The 18,205-nt window shown below is 43.1% G+C and carries 15 protein-coding genes; 2 read left to right on the top strand and 13 right to left on the bottom strand.

Annotated features, from left to right (window positions below; translation table 11 throughout):
* Positions 1–75 precede the first annotated feature (75 nt).
* A complete protein-coding gene (locus M2408_RS17430; protein WP_259183811.1) occupies positions 76–1,473 on the bottom strand; it encodes a HAMP domain-containing sensor histidine kinase in 1,398 nt (465 codons plus the stop codon).
* The gene (locus tag M2408_RS17425) at positions 1,470–2,168 is read right to left on the bottom strand and encodes a response regulator transcription factor (protein ID WP_259183808.1); all 699 of its coding nucleotides are present in this window, start codon (positions 2,166–2,168) and stop codon (positions 1,470–1,472) included. The genes M2408_RS17430 and M2408_RS17425 overlap by 4 nt, the downstream gene beginning before the upstream one ends.
* 197 nt (positions 2,169–2,365) lie before the next feature.
* Here M2408_RS17425 and M2408_RS17420 point away from each other — a divergent pair, with 197 nt between their 5' ends.
* A complete protein-coding gene (locus M2408_RS17420) occupies positions 2,366–4,879 on the top strand; it encodes a phosphocholine-specific phospholipase C (RefSeq protein WP_259183805.1) in 2,514 nt (837 codons plus the stop codon).
* A 6-nt stretch (positions 4,880–4,885) separates the two neighbouring features.
* Here the strand turns inward: M2408_RS17420 and bioD are convergent, their stop codons facing one another.
* The 6 genes from bioD to bioB form a co-directional block, all read right to left on the bottom strand.
* Positions 4,886–5,518 carry a dethiobiotin synthase gene (gene bioD / locus M2408_RS17415; protein ID WP_259183802.1) on the bottom strand — a complete coding sequence of 211 codons (633 nt, stop codon included), beginning with the start codon at positions 5,516–5,518 and terminating at the stop codon, positions 4,886–4,888.
* Between the two features lie 148 nt (positions 5,519–5,666).
* Positions 5,667–6,431, bottom strand: coding sequence for a malonyl-ACP O-methyltransferase BioC (bioC, locus tag M2408_RS17410; RefSeq protein ID WP_259183799.1), 765 nt, complete (start codon positions 6,429–6,431; stop codon positions 5,667–5,669).
* A gap of 13 nt (positions 6,432–6,444) precedes the next feature.
* The gene (locus M2408_RS17405) at positions 6,445–7,152 is read right to left on the bottom strand and encodes a pimeloyl-ACP methyl esterase BioG family protein (protein ID WP_259183798.1); all 708 of its coding nucleotides are present in this window, start codon (positions 7,150–7,152) and stop codon (positions 6,445–6,447) included.
* A complete protein-coding gene (locus M2408_RS17400) occupies positions 7,149–8,306 on the bottom strand; it encodes an 8-amino-7-oxononanoate synthase (RefSeq protein ID WP_259183797.1) in 1,158 nt (385 codons plus the stop codon). Before M2408_RS17400 ends, M2408_RS17405 begins: the two co-directional genes overlap by 4 nt.
* An 84-nt stretch (positions 8,307–8,390) precedes the next feature.
* The gene (gene bioA / locus M2408_RS17395) at positions 8,391–9,677 is read right to left on the bottom strand and encodes an adenosylmethionine--8-amino-7-oxononanoate transaminase (protein ID WP_259183795.1); all 1,287 of its coding nucleotides are present in this window, start codon (positions 9,675–9,677) and stop codon (positions 8,391–8,393) included.
* Positions 9,678–9,716: 39 nt separating this feature from the next.
* Positions 9,717–10,799, bottom strand: coding sequence for a biotin synthase BioB (gene bioB / locus M2408_RS17390; protein WP_259183793.1), 1,083 nt, complete (start codon positions 10,797–10,799; stop codon positions 9,717–9,719).
* 144 nt (positions 10,800–10,943) lie between these two features.
* Between bioB and M2408_RS17385 the strand changes: the two genes are divergently transcribed.
* A complete protein-coding gene (locus M2408_RS17385; protein ID WP_259183791.1) occupies positions 10,944–12,425 on the top strand; it encodes a PLP-dependent aminotransferase family protein in 1,482 nt (493 codons plus the stop codon).
* A 104-nt stretch (positions 12,426–12,529) separates the two neighbouring features.
* Here the strand turns inward: M2408_RS17385 and M2408_RS17380 are convergent, their stop codons facing one another.
* The 5 genes from M2408_RS17380 to M2408_RS17360 form a co-directional block, all read right to left on the bottom strand.
* Positions 12,530–13,018, bottom strand: coding sequence for a MepB family protein (locus M2408_RS17380; RefSeq protein WP_259183789.1), 489 nt, complete (start codon positions 13,016–13,018; stop codon positions 12,530–12,532).
* Positions 13,019–13,121: 103 nt separating this feature from the next.
* Positions 13,122–13,670: a dihydrofolate reductase family protein gene (locus M2408_RS17375; RefSeq protein WP_259183787.1), complete on the bottom strand. Its 549-nt coding sequence runs from the start codon at positions 13,668–13,670 to the stop codon at positions 13,122–13,124.
* 408 nt (positions 13,671–14,078) lie between these two features.
* Entirely contained in the window at positions 14,079–16,049 is a 1,971-nt protein-coding gene (locus M2408_RS17370; RefSeq protein WP_259183785.1) for a DUF3857 domain-containing protein, read from the bottom strand.
* A gap of 250 nt (positions 16,050–16,299) precedes the next feature.
* Positions 16,300–17,568 carry an energy transducer TonB gene (locus M2408_RS17365; RefSeq protein WP_259183783.1) on the bottom strand — a complete coding sequence of 423 codons (1,269 nt, stop codon included), beginning with the start codon at positions 17,566–17,568 and terminating at the stop codon, positions 16,300–16,302.
* A complete protein-coding gene (locus M2408_RS17360; protein ID WP_409049493.1) occupies positions 17,555–18,145 on the bottom strand; it encodes an RNA polymerase sigma factor in 591 nt (196 codons plus the stop codon). The genes M2408_RS17365 and M2408_RS17360 overlap by 14 nt, the downstream gene beginning before the upstream one ends.
* Positions 18,146–18,205 lie beyond the last annotated feature (60 nt).

Genomic DNA, 18,205 nt, shown 5'->3' with positions numbered 1-18,205 from the left:
GCGGGCACAGATTAAAAGCCCCTTAATAAATACTTAAAAAAAGCTTAAAATTTGATCATTCTTTACCTCAGCTGCCTATTGGATGGGTAGCGAGTCGCTGTTTTCGGTAGTCGACTTGGGGAATCTGAGTGTAAATGTATGGGCCGAATGCTGTGTATTGGCTTTGTATTCGACGGTTGCCTGATGAGAATCCATAATGCGTTTGACGATCCGCAGCCCTAAGCCCGATCCGGTGGTTTCTGCGGCATTCTCGCCGCGGCTGAACGCATCGAAAATACGCTTTTGATCCGTGCTGCTCAGCGCAGCTCCATGGTTGGTTACCCGTACTTTCAGTTGCGTCGGAGATTCATGGATAACAACAGTTACTTCAGGGTGATAGGAGTACAGCGCTGCATTTTTGAATAGATTGACAAAGGCGATTTCAATCAACTGTGCCGAACAAACGAGGGTCAATTTAGGATCTGCGACGCCTTTAATAGAAAAGTCAAGCTGCAGATCGGGGAAGGCTTTTGCAACCTTTTCGTATGCCGTAAAAATGATCTCGTCAATCCGTTCTTCCTGATAAGTGGTTTGGAGTGTTGCCGAATCAAATTTTGAAAGGAGCATCAGCGAGTTTGTGACTTCGGAAAGATGCTGTGTTTCTTTTGCGATATTGTCAAGTACATGGCTGACATTTTCATCAAGCTGTTGTTGATTCCGGAGGTTCTCCAATTGGAATGACATTCTGGCCAGTGGTGTGCGCAGCTCATGAGATGCACTTGAGTTAAATTCTTTTTGGGATTCAAAAGCACTGGACAGCCGTTTCAGCATGGTATTGAATGCTTGGGTTAATACCGCGATCTCATCCGTATTTCCGGCATATTTAACCGGGTTGGTCAACTTACTGGCATTGATTTGTGTAATGTCTTTTTTGAGTCTATCCAAAGGATGTAATAAACGAAGAATGAGATTGTAGCTAAAGATCCAGATCAGCAAGGTGCTCAGTAAAAATAGGATCGTTAATACGATCGCCAGGTGATCTAATTTCTCATTGCCAGAATAATCCTGGGCTTTGACCAAAAGGTAGTAGGTCTGTTTGTTGATCAGATAATATTTGCCCAATATTTCATATTGGTCCTGTTTGTAGAAGATTCGTTTTTCATTGTCCAGACGGTTGATAATCGCCTGATTCCAGGTAATCGTTTTATCTTTTACCGTGCTGAAAATAAGTTTTTTATGCTTGTCCAGAATAATGACATCCTCATAAAATAGTCCATCTTCAATATCTTGAAAATAAGTTTTATAAGATTCGCGGTCAAAAGAAGGCGTATTGGCAATATAATGTGAAATATAATCCAGTTTATCTACCAGTCGCTGACGGAATTGATCATTTCTGAAATCAACACTGGCATAATAGATAATGAGCATCGCGACTCCGAATAGGATGGAGAACGCAATACTAAAACTGATCGCTATTTTCTTTTTTAAAGTCATTTATCCGCAGCGAGGTAATAGCCAAATCCAGGTCTGGTGTGGATAAGCTTATTTTCAAAATTCTTGTCAATTTTTTTACGTAAAAAATTGATGTAAACTTCGATGGTATTTTGTGTTGTCTGAAATTGATTTTGCCATACTTCTTCGGAAATATGTTGTTTGGATAAGGTGCGTCCATTGGCCTGAGCCAATAGCAACAGCAACTGAAATTCCTTCTGTGTCAGGTTGATTTCTTCATTTGACCGCAGCACCCTGGCCTCTTCGGGATAAATGATCAGATCATCGATGACCAATGTTTTGAGGCTATTGCTTTCGTTGTGTTGCTGCCGGCGAAGAAGTGAATTGATGCGCATCAGTAACTCATCCAGTACAAAGGGCTTGACTAAATAATCATCTGCGGCACGGAGAAATGCTTCCTTTTTGTCGTCGATATCATCATAGGCGGAGAGAATGATAATCGGGGTCAGCGCATCATGACTACGTATTTTCTTACAGATTTCTAGACCGTTTATCTTGGGAACATTGATGTCCAGCAAGTAAAAGCCGTATTTTTTTTGATGCGTCTGCGCCAAAAATTCAATGCCATCAAAGGCCTGGTCACAAGAGAAACCCTGACTTAGTAAAAAGGATTTAATTTCAGTAGAAAGAACCCTGTCATCTTCGAGTAGCAAAATGTCCACCATAAATGTATGCATTGTCGTTTTGTAAAAGTAAGCAAATTTTGCAAACCCTATCCATCGCATCCATTTACGATATTCATCTCTTGACAAATTCTCCACTCTTTTGACATATTCTTCTCCTGTAAATAATTTAGTAACACAAGATTTACACGAAGAAATATGAAACAAAAAGAAATCTAAGTAGATTCAAATCGAAATTATAGATAAACATTATGGAAAGCAGAAGAGAATTTCTTCGAAAGACCTTGTTATTTTCCGGAGCTGCTGGTATCGCTAGTTTTATGCCGGCCTCCATTCAAAAAGCCTTTGCGATAGATCCAGTGCCAGGAAGTAGTTTTCTGGACGCAGAACATATCGTGATCCTGATGCAGGAAAATCGTTCCTTTGATCATACGTTGGGGAGCCTCTCCGGTGTACGGGGGTTCAATGATCCACGTGCGGTGCGGTTACCCAATGACCTTCCGGTATGGTATCAGACAGATAAGGTGGGGAAGGTATTTGCTCCTTTTCGGCTAAATCTCAAAGAGAGCAAGGTGACTTGGATGGGCTCACTTCCCCATAGTAGGGCGAGTCAGGTGGACGCCTATAACCAGGGGAAATACGACCAATGGTTGACCGCGAAGCAATCGAGTAACAAGCAATATGCAGCAATGCCACTGACGCTGGGTTATTTCACACGTGAAGATTTACCTTTTCACTATGCGCTGGCGGATGCTTTTACCGTATGTGATCAGAATTTCTGTTCAGGCATGACCAGTACAACCCCCAATCGTTCGTTCTTTTGGACAGGTAAGATTACCGAAATAAAAGATGGATTGCAGAAGGTCAATATTCGTAACGATGATTTCGGTTATGGCAAAATGACCTGGGAGACCTTTCCGGAGTTGTTGGAAAAGAACAATATAGACTGGCGTTTTTATCAAAATGAAACAAGCTGTGGTGGTGGACTATCGGGTGAAGAGCGCGCTTGGTTGTCCAATTTTGGTTGTAATCTATTGGAATTTTTTCAGGCCTATCAGGTCAAATTCAAAGATACTTACGTCAGCAACCTTGCAACACAGGTACGTGATCTGCCAGGGCAGATTTCCAAGCTCGAAGAGCGGTCGCCGGAATCCGAAGAGCAGGCGGAGAAAATCCGTGTTGATATCCGTAAGAAAAGTGAAACCCTGGAGCGGGCTGAAGCTGAATTGAAAGAGTTCAATGCCGATAATTATAATAAACTGTCTGATCTTACGAAATCTTTACATCAACGAGCCTTTACGATCAATAAAGGGGATAATAATTACCGTAAGCTGGAGACATTGCAGTTTAAGGAACAGGGTAAAAAGCGGACTTTGGAGGTGCCTAAAGGGGATGTGCTGGATCAGTTCCGAAAAGATGTCGACGGTGGTAAATTACCTGCGGTATCCTGGCTGGCTGGTCCCAAAAATTTCTCGGATCATCCCAGTGCTCCTTGGTATGGTGCCTGGTATGTGTCGGAAGTATTGGATATCCTGACCAAAAATCCGGAGGTCTGGAAAAAGACCATTTTTATTATCACTTACGATGAGAATGATGGCTATTACGACCATGTGAAACCTTTCCTCGTACCGGATCTAAAGAGGAAAGATACAGGAGCCTGTTCGGAAGGAATTGATAGTGAAGTGGAAATGGTGCGTTTGGACAATGAGCTCAAACAGGGGATTCCAAAAAAACAGGCCCGTGAGGGAGCGGTTGGGTTGGGATTCCGAGTGCCGATGTATATCGCATCGCCTTGGTCACGGGGAGGAAAAGTCTGCTCCCAAGTGTTTGACCATACCTCGACTTTACAGTTCCTGGAATACTTCTTTAATCATAAATACCACAAAAATATTCATCTGGAGCATATCAGTGCCTGGCGGCGGACGATCTGCGGTAATCTGACAGCAGCTTTCACACCCTTTGTCCAAGCGCAGGAGCAGCTCCCTTTTCTAGATCGAAACCAATACATAGAAACCATATACAACGCCCAATTCAAGGATAATCCGGGCGGGTTTATTGAAATTACTGATCTGAAGCAGGCTAAACAGCAGGTTTGGACTTCGGAATTCAATCGTGTACAGGAGAAAGGAACCCGTAAATCAGCGGCCTTGCCCTATGGACATGATGTCGTTGGCTATGTGCAGAACGGTCAATTTAACCTGAAGATGCAGGTGGATACAACTATATTTGGTGAAAAAACGAATGGAGTGCCTTTCAATGTCTATAGTCCACTTGCCTATACAGACGAAGAGGGCCAAATCGAAACCTATCGAAACTGGAATTTTGCGGTCAAGGCCGGAGATAACCTCGACTATCAATGGGATCTGCGGAAATTTGAAGGACAGCACTATGCCTTTGAGCTCCATGGACCAAATGGTTTCTACCGAAAGTTTGCTGGACAAAAAGACGCGCCAACGTTGTTGGCCGCGGTGTCTCCAGAACTTAAATCACTGACCAAAGCAGCAACAGGCAAGTTGCAACTAACACTCAAAAACCTGGATACAAAGACTGTTCAGGTGGAGGTGAAAAGTTTGAATTATCAGCATTATACAGCGACAAAGGAAATTGGATCCGGTAAAGAACTTATCCTGACCTTGGATATTGCCCCACAGGGCAATTGGTATGATCTTGCCGTCAAGGGGTTGGGCACTGCTGATTTTGAACTACAGCTTGCGGGACGATTGGAGACAGGAGTGGAAACTACGACTGATCCCTTATTGGCCTAAACCCATTTATAAGGTGATAAATTTGGTTTCGGGAAAATGCTTTTGAATGTAATTGCGGAGATAACGCTGTGTTTCTGTGCTGATGGTGCTGTCTTCAAGTACGGGGAACGTATTGTAGATGACGGTATGCAGATTGATCCCACGTGTGGCAATGGCTTCCAGGCTTAATAGGGTATGATTGATACTGCCCAATTTGCCGGAGGTTACAAAAAGCAAAGGATAACCCATTTCCTTGATATAATCTATGATTAGGTAATCCTCAGTGAGTGGTACCATGAGGCCACCGGCACCTTCTACCAGTACAGCATCATAGCGCTGGCTTAACTGCGCTGTCGCTTGCCTGATTTTTTCGAAGTCTATTTCGCGTTTATCTATTTGTGCCGCTAGGTGCGGTGATGCGGGGTAGCTGAAAATTTCAGGCATGGTTATTTTCTCCTGGTCATCTTCGGTAAAGGCAATGCCCATCAGTTCGCGGTGTAAGATAATATCTTCGGAAATAGCTGTATTTCCGGTCTGTACCAGTTTTTGAGTTATTGTACGCAGACCTTCTGCATTCCATTGCTTAGCAATAAGACCAGTTGCGTAACTTTTGCCTATTCCGGTATCTATGCCAGATACAAAATAAATGTTGTTTTTCATTTCTATGTTTTTTTGCTGCTTATTCGATTGCCAATTCAGTATTATATGCTGTTAAGATTTCAAAAAAATCTGTCATCTGTCAGCGCATTCAGGAGCAGATTTACTACGCATCAGTTCGCTTTCCTATTTGGCGCTCTTGTTTAATTATTCATTTTTTCTTTGCGATGATATAGATGGGGTGATAAGTCAGCGGAACCCGCGTGCCCATAGCATAACGATCTATATATTCGGTACAATAGGCCTGAAGCTTGCTTTTTGTCCAGCGATGATTTTTTATGCCTGTCACTCCGGTTTTTTTTAGGTGGGTGAGTACCTGCAAGGGGCTTTCAAAACTGAGGTTCAGGAGTTCTTCTTCTACGGAGAGAATTTCATAGCCCGATGCCAACAATTCCGCTACCAGTGCTGATTGGGTATGATAGGTTAAGCCGACTCCTGTTGTGCTGCTGATCTCGCGCATATTTTCTTCGCCAAATGTGCTGAATGCTAGGATACCACGCGCATGAAGTGCGGTATGGCAGCGTGCAAAGAAGGCGCTAGGGTCTTCAAACCATTGAATAGTGGAACAGGAGGTGATGAGATCCAGTTCGTCGGGTAAACTGCAGGTTTCGGCATCGGCACAGATAAAGCTGTAATGTTGCGAACCATGCTGCGGCAAGACGATATTCATCACACTTTTGATCATTTCTGGGCAGATATCGTTGAAGATCGTATGCTTCGGAGAGAGCTGCTGGAGCAACAAGCGGGAAAAGAGTCCGGTTCCACAGCCTATTTCGAGCACCCTATCTGGTCTGATGAAAAAAATATTCCGGAGCAGTTTGATCATTTTTTCGGCAATTTGACCTTGCACAACCGCCGCCGAGTGGTAACTCTGTGCGGCTTTCGAAAAGCGGGATCTGATCCGTTGTTTGTCCATGATGTTAAGCATTTTAGATTTCCTGCAAAAGCTGTTTAAATAATTTTTCGGGATAGTGGGCCATGTCGACAAATTTATGAGGAGTGTGCGCCCATGCCCGTTGTTGGTTTTCCGAACTGAAAATGCGGTCATCATTTCCGATATAGGCCTCATCCCATTGGAAAGCTGTTGCTGATTGTACTGTCGCCTGCACTTCAATTGCAGTTAGTTCTTTTCGAAGACTCGCTATGTCCCGCCTGGGGGCTTTAGCAAGAAAAAGGTTTAACATTTCCCTTGAACCGCACATCCGTAGTCTGAATTTATCAAGCGTTTTTTCGCTTAACGTGTTCAAGGTGGAATGGAATACCTGGACTGGAATTCCTCTGCTGTCATCAATCGGAAATGGCGTGCCATTGATTGCTGTACAGGTACTGATCGGATAATGCTTTAACCGAAGTTCCGGTAATACCTGTGAAGCTGCCCATACGCCCATAGACCAAGCGAAAACCTGGATTTCTTCGTAGCCCTTTAGGAGGTTTTCGTCCAGTGTTAAGGAAGAATAGTTGTAGGCGATCATCAGATCCTGTCCGGATCGGGCGTAACCCGAAAACAGATGCTCATCCATTCCCCATCCCACAAAGAATAGGACAAGCTTTTTGTTGGATGGTATTGGATTATTCAGTGATACCAAATTATCTGGGTTAGCCGAATGATGTGCGGGCGTAATTTTTTTGAATATCATAGGCTTGCTGCAAGTTGAAGGATAAGCGATGTTGTTATACCCGATGTTAATGAAATACGTATTCTTGAAGTTCCTTCCGGTACGGTAGGTGGACGGATGGGCAGTACATAAAATCCTTTTCGCTGCAGGTCTTCTGCTTTCAGTAACGCCGCACTGCTATCGCCTATTATAAGGGGTAGAATATGGCTTTGTGAGCAACATTCGTAACCTTTTGCGATGATCTGTTGTTTGAGCAATATACTGTTTTTGCACAATTGCTGACGTCGATCTGAAAAACTGTCCAAGCGTTCCAGAATAAATAAGCTCCAGCGGAGATTGATCGGCGGGAGTGCAGTTGTGAATAGCAATGTCCGCATTTTATTGATCAGATAATCCCGAATCGGCTGTCGACAGACGAGGTAGCCGCCTAGCGAGGCTAGCGCTTTTCCAAAGGTGCCAGTCAGGAAATCAATAGCAGCAATGCATCCCTGCTCTTCTGCGCAACCAAGTCCTCTTTCACCACGTACGCCTACCGCATGAGCCTCATCCACATACAACATGACATTCGAATAACGGCATTTGATACGAACCAGATAACTGAGGTCTGTACAATCACCGTCCATACTGAAAATGCTTTCAGTGACGATAATGACGCGTTCGAAGCGGGAAGCATGTTTTGCTAGTAATTCTTCCAGGTGGGCATAGTCGGCATGGCGATACCGGAAATGCTGTGCTGCTGAAAGCCGGATGCCATCAATCAAACTGGCGTGCACCCATTTGTCAGCCAGGATTACGGTACGCCCATGACAGATGGCTGGAAGTATACCTGTGTTCATGTGATAACCACTATTAAAGACCAGGGCACTTTCGGTACCGAACATAGCGCTCAACCGCTTCTCCAGTTGGGTATACAGCACATGATTTCCAGTTAAGAGGCGTGAAGATGAAGCGCTGAAAAGCGCATTATCGCTGTTGATCGATTGTAAAAATTCTTCACGCAATGTCAGGTCTGTAGCCAGATCCAGATAATCATTTGAGGAGAGGTTATAGCCGTTTTTCTCTTCGTATTGGATGCGGTTTCCCTGCTGGGTAATCAGAGGGAGTGTTCGCTTATTTCCTTGTTTTTCGAGTTTGTGAAGCTCATCCACAAAACTGTTGAGTAAATTGTTTTCCATTAGTAGATCTCTTTAACGACCTTGAATTGAGCCTGTTCTTTCTTCTTAGTTTATACACAAAGCTACGGTGTAGACTGCTCTCCATTAATTGATTTCTTTGATGACCTTGAGCAAAACCTGTGTCAGTTTGTTTAGCTCTTCAGTACCAATGATAAAAGGCGGCATGATATAAACCAATTTGCCAAAAGGTCTGATCCAGACACCTTCTTCAACAAATCGTTTTTGTATACTGGCCATGGATACAGGATTCTTCATTTCGATAACAGCAATGGCTCCCAAAATCCGGATATCTTCTACCTGTGGGTAGTCTTTTGCTGGGGCAAGTGTTTGTGTCAGTTGTTCTTCAATAGATTTTACCTTTGTTTTCCAGTCTGTTGACAATAATAATTTGATCGAGGCAAGCGCTACGGCACAGGCCAGCGGATTCGCCATAAAAGTCGGGCCGTGCATAAACATACCCGGACTACCATTGGAAATGGTTTCTGCAACAGCCGTGGAAGTGATTACTGCAGATAAGGTCATGTATCCGCCTGTTAAGGCCTTACCCAGGCATAGAATATCTGGCGCTATAGCTGCATGTTCACAAGCAAAGAGCTTACCGGTGCGACCGAATCCGGTAGCGATTTCGTCCAAAATCAGTAAGATGTTATTTTCCTTACAGAGTTGTGCTGCCTGACGAAGGTATTCGGGATGATAAAAGCGCATTCCACCGGCCCCCTGAACAATGGGTTCAAGGATCAGACCCGCCAACTCGTCCTGATGTGTTCTGATAAGTGCGGCCAGTGGAGCAATGTCGCTGGCATCCCATTCTTCATCAAACCCAATTTGAGGGGCCGTTGCGAAGTAACGAAGGGGGAGGGTATTGCCGAAAATGCGGTGCATACCGGTTACAGGATCGCATACAGACATGGCATTCCAGGTGTCACCGTGGTATCCCGAACGAACGGTAACAAAGTTGGTCTTATTGACCTTCTTTTGTGCCACCCAGTATTGTACAGCCATTTTGAGTGCCGCTTCCACTGCAACGGAACCGGAATCAGCATAAAATATTTTGTTGAGTGAAGGCGGTGTGATTTCAAGGAGCATTTTGCCAAGAGCAATTGCCGGTTCGTGTGTCAAACCACCAAACATGACATGCGACATCTTATTGAGTTGGGCTGTTACCGCGGCATTTAATACCGGATGGTTATACCCATGGATGGTACACCACCAGGATGACATGCCGTCGATCAGCTGCTGCCCATTTTCCAGTTCAATCATACAACCATCCGCCCGCTTCACCTTGTAGGCTGGCAGTGGGTCTGTGATACTGGTATAGGGATGCCATAGGTGCTGTCTGTCGAAATCGTCGGTCGTATGCTGCGCTGTCATGATATTATTTTTTTCAATTCCTGATTTTCTGTCCCTGAACTATTTTTCCTGATGCTGTTTCACCAGATTGCGTTGAATTTTGTGGTCAGGTCGAGACCATTGTGGTTTTTCACCTAGTGCCTGGTATTGACTATCCTCCATCGCGATGGTTTCAGGCTGGCTTTTTTTCTCAAAAGGCTGTTGGGGAATCAGCCCCAAAGTTTTGAAAAGCTCCATATCCTCGTTTATAGCAGGGTTGGGGGTTGTTAGCAGCTTATCCCCTGCAAAAATGGAATTTGCGCCAGCAAAAAAGCATAAGGCTTGTCCCTCGCGACTCATATTGGTGCGACCCGCTGATAAGCGAACCTGTGTTTGCGGTAATAAAATTCGCGCGGTGGCAACCATGCGCACCATTTCCCATATAGATACCGTTTCCATCTCTTCCATCGGTGTACCAGCGACCGGAACCAGCGCATTGATCGGTACCGACTCGGGTTGTGGAATGAGCGAAGCGAGTGTAATCAGCATATCCGCCCGGTTGGCTATGCTTTCCCCCATACCAATAATACCGCCACTGCATACCGTGATATTTGTCTTACGTACATTTTCGATGGTCTGCAAGCGGTCATTGTAACTTCTGGTCGAGATAATTTCTTCATAATACTCAGCTGAGGAGTCCAGGTTGTGATTATAGGCGTAGAGTCCTGCCTCTGATAACCGGAGTGCTTGATTTTCGGTCAGCATACCCAAGGTACAGCAGACTTCCATATCGAGTCTGTTCAGTGTACGGACCATATCCAATACTTGGTCAAACTCGGGACCGTCTTTGACATTGCGCCAGGCAGCTCCCATGCATATCCGTGAACTGCCGCCAGCCTTGGCTGCCAAAGCCTGCGCTTTTACCTGTTCTACACTCATCAGCCGTTCGGCTTTAACGTCAGTATGATAGCGTGCTGCTTGCGGACAGTAAGCGCAATCTTCAGGACATCCACCAGTTTTTATGGAAATCAAGGTAGATACCTGTACCTTATTTGGATCATGATAGGTACGGTGAACTGTAGCAGCGTCGTACAACAGTTCCATGATCGGTTTGTTATATAAGGCAACAACTTCTGCCTGTGTCCAATTCTTTTCTGTGCTCATATTCTTTGTGTTTGATCGTTTGGTAATCAGGTTGCTATCACAGAAAAATGTGGTAGATATCAAATTTCCATGCGCCTGTTTTTTTCAGTTGAATTGCAAAGATTACAGTTTAAACCTTAACTTTGGTAGTCCGAAATAAACATAATGAGTAGTCCGGTTAGTATAGGTTTTCATTCGATTATCAAGATAGATCGCCGCAAGGAGGATGCTGTTTATATACAGATCGTCTATCAATTTATCAATGCTGTCAAGCGCAACCTGCTGGAGGATGGGGATCTTCTCCCGGGAAGCCGAAAGATAGCGACGGAATTGAATGTGCATCGAAAAACCGTGGTCGCCGCGCTAGCGGAACTACAGGAGCAAGGCTGGGTGGAGATTCTGCCAAACAGGGGTACCTTTGTGAAAAATCCCGAACGTGTGATAACTGCTGCTTCGGCAATCGAAGCTTTTCGGCAACCACCGGATCGGGCTCCGTATCATTTTAGAAGGGAATTGATCCTGGATACGCCGGTATTTGAAGTTCCTGAAAAATATTATTTTACGGATGGTACCCCAGACTACCGTATTATCGAGACTGAGGAGCTGGTACGTTTTTACGCTTCGATGGTAAAGCGTAAAAAGAAGAGTGATGAGTTTCCTGCTACGACTGATGGAAATCTGTTTTTTAGGGATCAATTGAGTTATTATCTCAATTTGACACGTGGTTTCCATCTCTCGCGAAACTTTCTATTGCCCATTGCCAGCCGTGAGCAGATCTTTTCTATTTTATCGCGCTTATTGATTCAACAAGGAGATATTGTACTGGTCGAAAATCTAAGCTATTTTTTGCCGAATATGATCTTTAGCCAAGCCGGAGCCAAACTGAAAACGGTTCCTGTAGATGCGATGGGAATGGACATTGATTATATCGCAGATCATTTTGCGCCCGGTGAGATCAGGTGTGTTTACATCAATACAAAATGCCAATACCCTACTACAGTAAGCCTTTCTGAAAAAAGGAAAATGCAGCTGTTGCAGCTGGCCGAACAGTATAATTTTATTGTGATCGAAGATGATGTTGATTTTGAATCTTCGCTGGTCAAAGACAAATGGGAGTCTCTTTTTCGTAAAAATGCGGGGAATAGGGTGATCTATACGGGGACTTTTGGCCGTTTTTTGGATCCCGGTTTTCAGATGAATTTTTTGATTGCTCCGCAAGATCTCCTGGAGGAGGGTAAAAAATACCTAAATCTCTTTGGTAAACCCAATTTTATGATCGAAAAAACATTGGGCGAAATTATCCATCAGGGCGATATCTTTCGGTATCAGCGGAAGTTTCAAAAAATAGTTGCTGAACGGAAAGACTTATTTGCACAATTGCTGCATACCAATTTTGAAAACAAGGTCACATTTGAAGTTCCGGTTTCGGGCTTAGCTTTTTGGGTCCGATTCAATGTCAGCTTTTCACTGACCACCTTACAGGAAAAAGCAAAGGAAAAAGGCGTATTGCTGCCGAGTAACTGCCTGTACCAGAACAGAACTGTGACAGCCTTGCGCTTAGGTTTTGCTCATCTCGATGAGAAAGATATGGGCGATGCGGTCCGTTTGTTGCATGAAGCCTATCAAGAGACTGTCGGAGCTAGGTAGGGTTGTGCCAACCTTGCGCTTGGGTTTTGCCCATCTCGATAATAAAGATAGCTGTGATCCGTCTGCAACCTGAGATCTATATGAAGATAGGATCGGAATTTTGGTCAACTAATCTGCAGGATAGCTATCAATTTTTTCTTTATTTCCTGAGTGGGAATCCTAAGATCAATAAAGTATTGTCCCTGCCATTTTTTACTTTGTGTTGCCTGCTTGTTTTGGGTGATACTCCAGTCTGGATATACACGAAATCCACGTTTACCCTCCTTTCGCACTGTTGTTAAGATTTGTCTGTCGATCAGAACCTGTTTTGGAAAAACAAAGAAACCAGTATGTGGTTCCTGTTCAGTAGCAATAATGTAATAATCAATAGCGTCATCGGCTGTAAATGCTGTCGTTTGCCCTTGGCCATCACGTTTCCAAAGGGTGACGAATTGTCCCACCTTTGTGGGCGTTATTTTGGCTTTTCGAAACTTGATATTTCGCTCATCAAGTTGAAAATTAAAACCGAAATAACCAGCACATTCCTTGTCCTCCGTCAGGTTCGTAATATTTTTGGATAGGATCTCTCCCAGTTGTTTTAATTCTTTAATCATGTATGCTGATACTACCTTCTCTTTTTTGAATTTATGGCTGTCAAGAAACACCTAACAAAACCATATCCTAGCTCCTCCTATTTTTGACGCTAGCTCGTAGTTTTTATTTTCTGTCAGCGTTGTAAATTAACTGTACGACACCCGATTTGAATGCTCTATTTTCTACAAGTTTTAAATGCAATCGTTCAGATAGATCTTCGAATAATGGTTTTCCGTTACCCAAAACAATTGGATGGACGGAGATGCGGTATATATCGACAAGATTTGCCTGTATAAAGGTTTTGATTAGACTTGCTCCACCATAAAGCCAAATATCCTTTCCCTCCTGCTGCTTTATCGCTGAAACTTTTTGATGGATGTCATCATTGATAAAGATGGCACCAGGATCTTGTCTTGGCTGATGGGAAAAAACATATTTTTTCTTTGCGTGAACGTTTCTCCAAAGACTAGCTTCGGCTTCGCTGGCATTGCTGTCTGGCTGAAAATTTCCCCAGGCATCATAACTGACACGTCCATAAAAGATGCTATCGATGCCCGCTAAAAAACCATCGAAGTCCATATCATCGTCCATGATGCACCAGTCGATTTCGCCGTTTGGACCTTCAATAAATCCATCTAGCGTCATGGCCAGATCCAATATGATTTTTCTCATATTCCTATTGCTTTAATCTATTTTTTAATGGATAAACCCTATCATAATTTGTCGTGCGGATGTTGGGCAGAAGTGTTGAATTATGGGGATCCCTGCGTTTTTAAGGATGCCTAAATATAGTTAAATTAAAAAATGTAGACAAATGAAAAGAAAAAGCCCGGAGAGGAATCAACCGGGCTTAGAGATTATATAAGGGGAATAATACTTGCTTAAAAAAGTGAAGACCTAGTCTTCATCGGTGATAATGTCATCACCATCTAACTCGAAACCTTCACCAAGAAAGGTATACTCTAGTTCGAATAATTCTGAATCTTTAATCATTTTATTTCTTATTTTTTGATATTCAAATTTATCACTCTTATTTAAGTTTATCATCAATATAACATGAAGTTTTTGTTAAGGTGACGATTATATCTTTTTGAGTGCAATATCTAGTTTTTGCGCCTGGATAATCCGACTAAAAAACTCCTTTAGATCAAAATACTCTTCGGGCAGATATAGCGGTTTATTAAATTGTGTTGCGCTCTCAATAAGTAGGGTATTCGGATCCGAATTGCTGACTTTAAAAATATAGCGGGCTGCCCGTTCGGGGAGTGCCATACTGATGTTTTTTAATTTTGTCTCGGGGGCGTATGTATACCCTTTTGGTAATTTGATCTCCATATAGCTTTCTTCCTGGATCAAGGATCCAAAATCAATTGGGTAATTTCGTTCGGTCAGATTAAAAGGATTTTTGGTGGTTTTGCTTTCAATGTAAGGATTGAAAGCAAGCTGTTCATTTTGCAGGCTGGCAAAATTTTCAATCTCGATTTCAAACTCTTCGGCGAGTGGTTTGTCTAAGGAGTCCCTGTTGGAAACCTTAAAGCTATTCATTTTGATACGGTTGTTTTCCTCATCCCATTTTTCGTAAAATTCCTCTTCTGAATTACTGCCCTGTAGGCGTTCGCGCATTCTTGAAGCCAGGTAGCCATTGCGGGAGGTCACCCATTTTCCTTTTAATGTACCGTTCTCCATGAGTTCACCAAAGAAGAAATTACTCTGTGAAGAGGGGAGTTTTGACTCGAGTTTCACCCAGTCAGACTCACCAGTCAAGGGAATAGAACGACCTTGATAGTTGACGCATTTTAAAGGAATATTGCCGAAGGGTTCATAGGGAGAGGTTGCATCCAATAAATAGTATTCCTCACCGAGTTTTACTTGGGCGACAACATGGTTGAATTCCGATATTGCAGGTGAATACAATCCGGCATAGCCATTGTCGCGTGTAGATAAAATAACTGGAATAGCCTCTAACTGGGCATAACGCAGCGCATTGACCAATCCGAGATTGATGTCGGCACTATTGCCTGTTCTTTTTTCAAGCGCTTCTTTGATATTTTTCGCGTAGATTGAGTGCTTATTGTTCCATTTGATCCGTTTCTGAAAATAAGCATAGAGGCGGGAGGCTTTAGTGATATCATTATTTGCCCCTTGTAGTACAGGTTCGATAAATTCTTTTAAGGCTCCTTTTCGCTTGACCTGACCACCGAAACTTTCATCTACGACCAATTTTTCCCGTACGTTTTCCCAGGTTAGGGAGAAGTCATTTGTGGGACCGATAGGGACGCTATAACGACCGAGTTCAAAAAATAGAATAGATCGGAAGTTTTTAGAAGAAGTCATATAGTCTTCACTATGGAAGGCTGGGATATTCTCCATGATATAGGTCGTTTTTGTGCCCAGAATATCACCGATTTTACTATGCAGGTTGGTATTGTAATTTTCTGTTTTACGGTCTTTGATTGGAAATCCTCCTTTTAAATTTGATTTGTAATGACAGATTTCCGGTATACGTGTGACATACTCACTATAGATTTTGGGAAGTTCTTCCTGAAATTCCCAGGCATTGAGGTTAAAAATAAAAGGCGATTCCGTTTTGTATCGATATTCAATAATTGTTCCCTCCTGAACCTGCGGAATGGCAGCCTTGGTTAAGGAGATGTTTTCTGAAGAATTTTCGTTAAAGATATTTGCCTTTGTCATTTCAGTTTCGACGACTTTATCACCCTGGAGGTGATAGGAAGCTCCTTTGATGTCGGTGACAACCTCACGTTCATTTCCGCTTTTGTAAAGCGGGATGGTGAAGTTCGCATGTTCATAGCCTTCCTTGTTCAATATTTTGATCCGAACATGTTTGACGAACTCGACAACCAGGCCCGTATGCGAAGTGTAGTTGACCTGTGCGGAACCATACTCCCGAATGACAAATGCGTTGGCTGCAGTGTCCAATTTGCCAATATCGATCGCGAAATCTTCTTTTTTTACCTTACCGAATGAAAAATCTTGGGCATGAGCCCAAAAACTGCCGAGAATAAGCAGGCTGGTGAAAAAACCTTTCATAAAAAGTCACTATATGGTTAAGAATTATAGTGCTAATGTATGAAATAATATTAAATTTTATAAAGTAAAATTTTCCGTTTAAGTTGTTGTTGAACAACCTTTATGTGGATTGTTCAACAAGCTTTAATTTCTCACATATTTGCTGAATGGGTTCAGGCTGATCGGAGCGTGGAACCTAACAGTGTGTTTCGAGACCATGACCTCAAAAAGAGTGTTTTTTTAGCGCGTTAAAGTCCTTTTTTGATGGGTTTTAATACGTAAAATCAAAGGTTAGCGTTACATATCGGTTGTCCTCACCCTTCCATTTTGGTCCGGAAAGTAAAATCTCCTTGGCTTTGTTGTCCAGATAATCATTGGCACTTTGTAAGATATTGATATTGGACGGGAAACCATCTTTATCGATATAGAAATTCAAGCGCACGGTACCTTCGTATCGACTGTTAGCTGTTTTCTTTTTAACGTAATTATTAAATGACTTCCATCCCCAAACGGGTTCTGCACTTTTTGTTTTCCGGGAGGACATGGTTGTAACCACCACCTCGTCAAGTGTCGCACTGGAAGGTTGTAATTTTATATTCAGGTTTTTGTTGCGACGCATATTTAATGCAACCGTGTTATAACCTACAGCCATGATGTCGACTAGCGAGTCCACTGTGCTCGGTTGAATGGTGGCCTTGCCCTGAGCATCTGTATTTGTAGCCAGTTTGCTATTGGGCTGCATGATGGTAACACCTGATATCGGTAAGCCAGTTTCTTTGTCACGTACAGTGACCTGTAAAGGACTGCCAGAGGTCTGTGGGGTCACATTGACCCCAGCTATTCTACCAGCGAGCGCATTGCTTTGATTGACCTGTTGGCCTCGGATCACAACTGAACTTCCGGTGATACTCTTTTTCGCTTGGGGGGTATAACCAAATACCTCCACACTGTCTAACATTTTTGAATCAGCTATAGCTCGGTCCCTGTGGATGCCATTATTCATTTTTTCAACCGGAGCTATGCGTGTCGATGGTTCCTGATGTGCTGGCACTGTCTCCTCCTTATATTGACCTAGATCGGAAGATCTACTGTTGTCCGCCAAGCGAGGACTGTCCTGCTCTTTTATACGAGGGTCAATGGTAGATGAGGCTGCTGTGTCATTCTGAGGAATCGATTTTGACGAGGGGACATCAGCTGGCACAGCGGCATCTGCTGTACGCTTTGCCTCAGAAGGGTTTTTCTGTTGCTGGAAATAGAGAATCCCCGCACTTAAAACCGCGACTACAGTAGCAGCGATGGCCAGTCTCTTCCAGTCGAAGACTTTTATTTTAGCTTCTTTTTTTTGCTCAATGCGTTGGGCAATACGCGCGTTGAGTTCGGAAGGAACAGCACTGTTTTGATCCATTTCTATACCCATAAGAATATCTGCCAACATGGGATCACGTTGGGCCTCACGTTCAATGGCGTACATCTCTTTGGGAGAAAGTTGGCCGTTGACGTATTTCTTTAAGTACGCTATGTCATAATTACTGTCGCTCATTCCAAGCCTCCATGCAATTTTTTAAATTCCGCTTCCCATTTTGGATGTAACTTTTAACTTCATTTAAGCTATATCCTGTCGAGTCGCTGATCTCTTTGTAACATTTTTCCTCCAGAAAAAAGAGTCTGACGGACTGTTGCTGTTTGTCCGGTAGTTTTTCCAGACAGCCTTCCATTGCAGTCAATTGTTCCTCTTTTTCATCCTGTTGTTCATACTGATGCAGATCTTCGGGATATTTCACAAATTCATCCAAAGAAATTTGTGATTTGTTCTTTTGCGACCTTAAATACATCAGGCAATGGTTTTTGCTCAATACATAGAGCCATCTTGGAAAGTCTTTGATTTCTTGCTTATTAACTTTGTAGATGAGCTCTTCAAAAATATTCATCACGGCATCTTTACTCAATTCTGGATCTTGGAGATACCGTAGGCAGACATAATAAACCATTTCGGTATGTCGCTGATAAAGGTTGCCCAATACCTTGAGATCAGATGCCTCCTGGTATTGTTGCAAGAGCTCCTGGTCTTGCGTTGAATCCTTTTTTGACGACTTGAATGCGAACATTTTATTTGCCAAAAATATTTTTTTTTTCTGGTTTATGGAAATTTAATATTAGCTGCATCCCTTGACAAAAAA

The organism is Sphingobacterium sp. BIGb0165 (assembly GCF_024810095.1).
In the GTDB taxonomy this organism is placed as follows: Bacteria; Bacteroidota; Bacteroidia; order Sphingobacteriales; family Sphingobacteriaceae; genus Sphingobacterium; species Sphingobacterium detergens.
The sequence above is the reverse complement of the archived record's forward strand: the minus strand, read 5'-3'. Positions and strand labels throughout refer to the sequence as shown.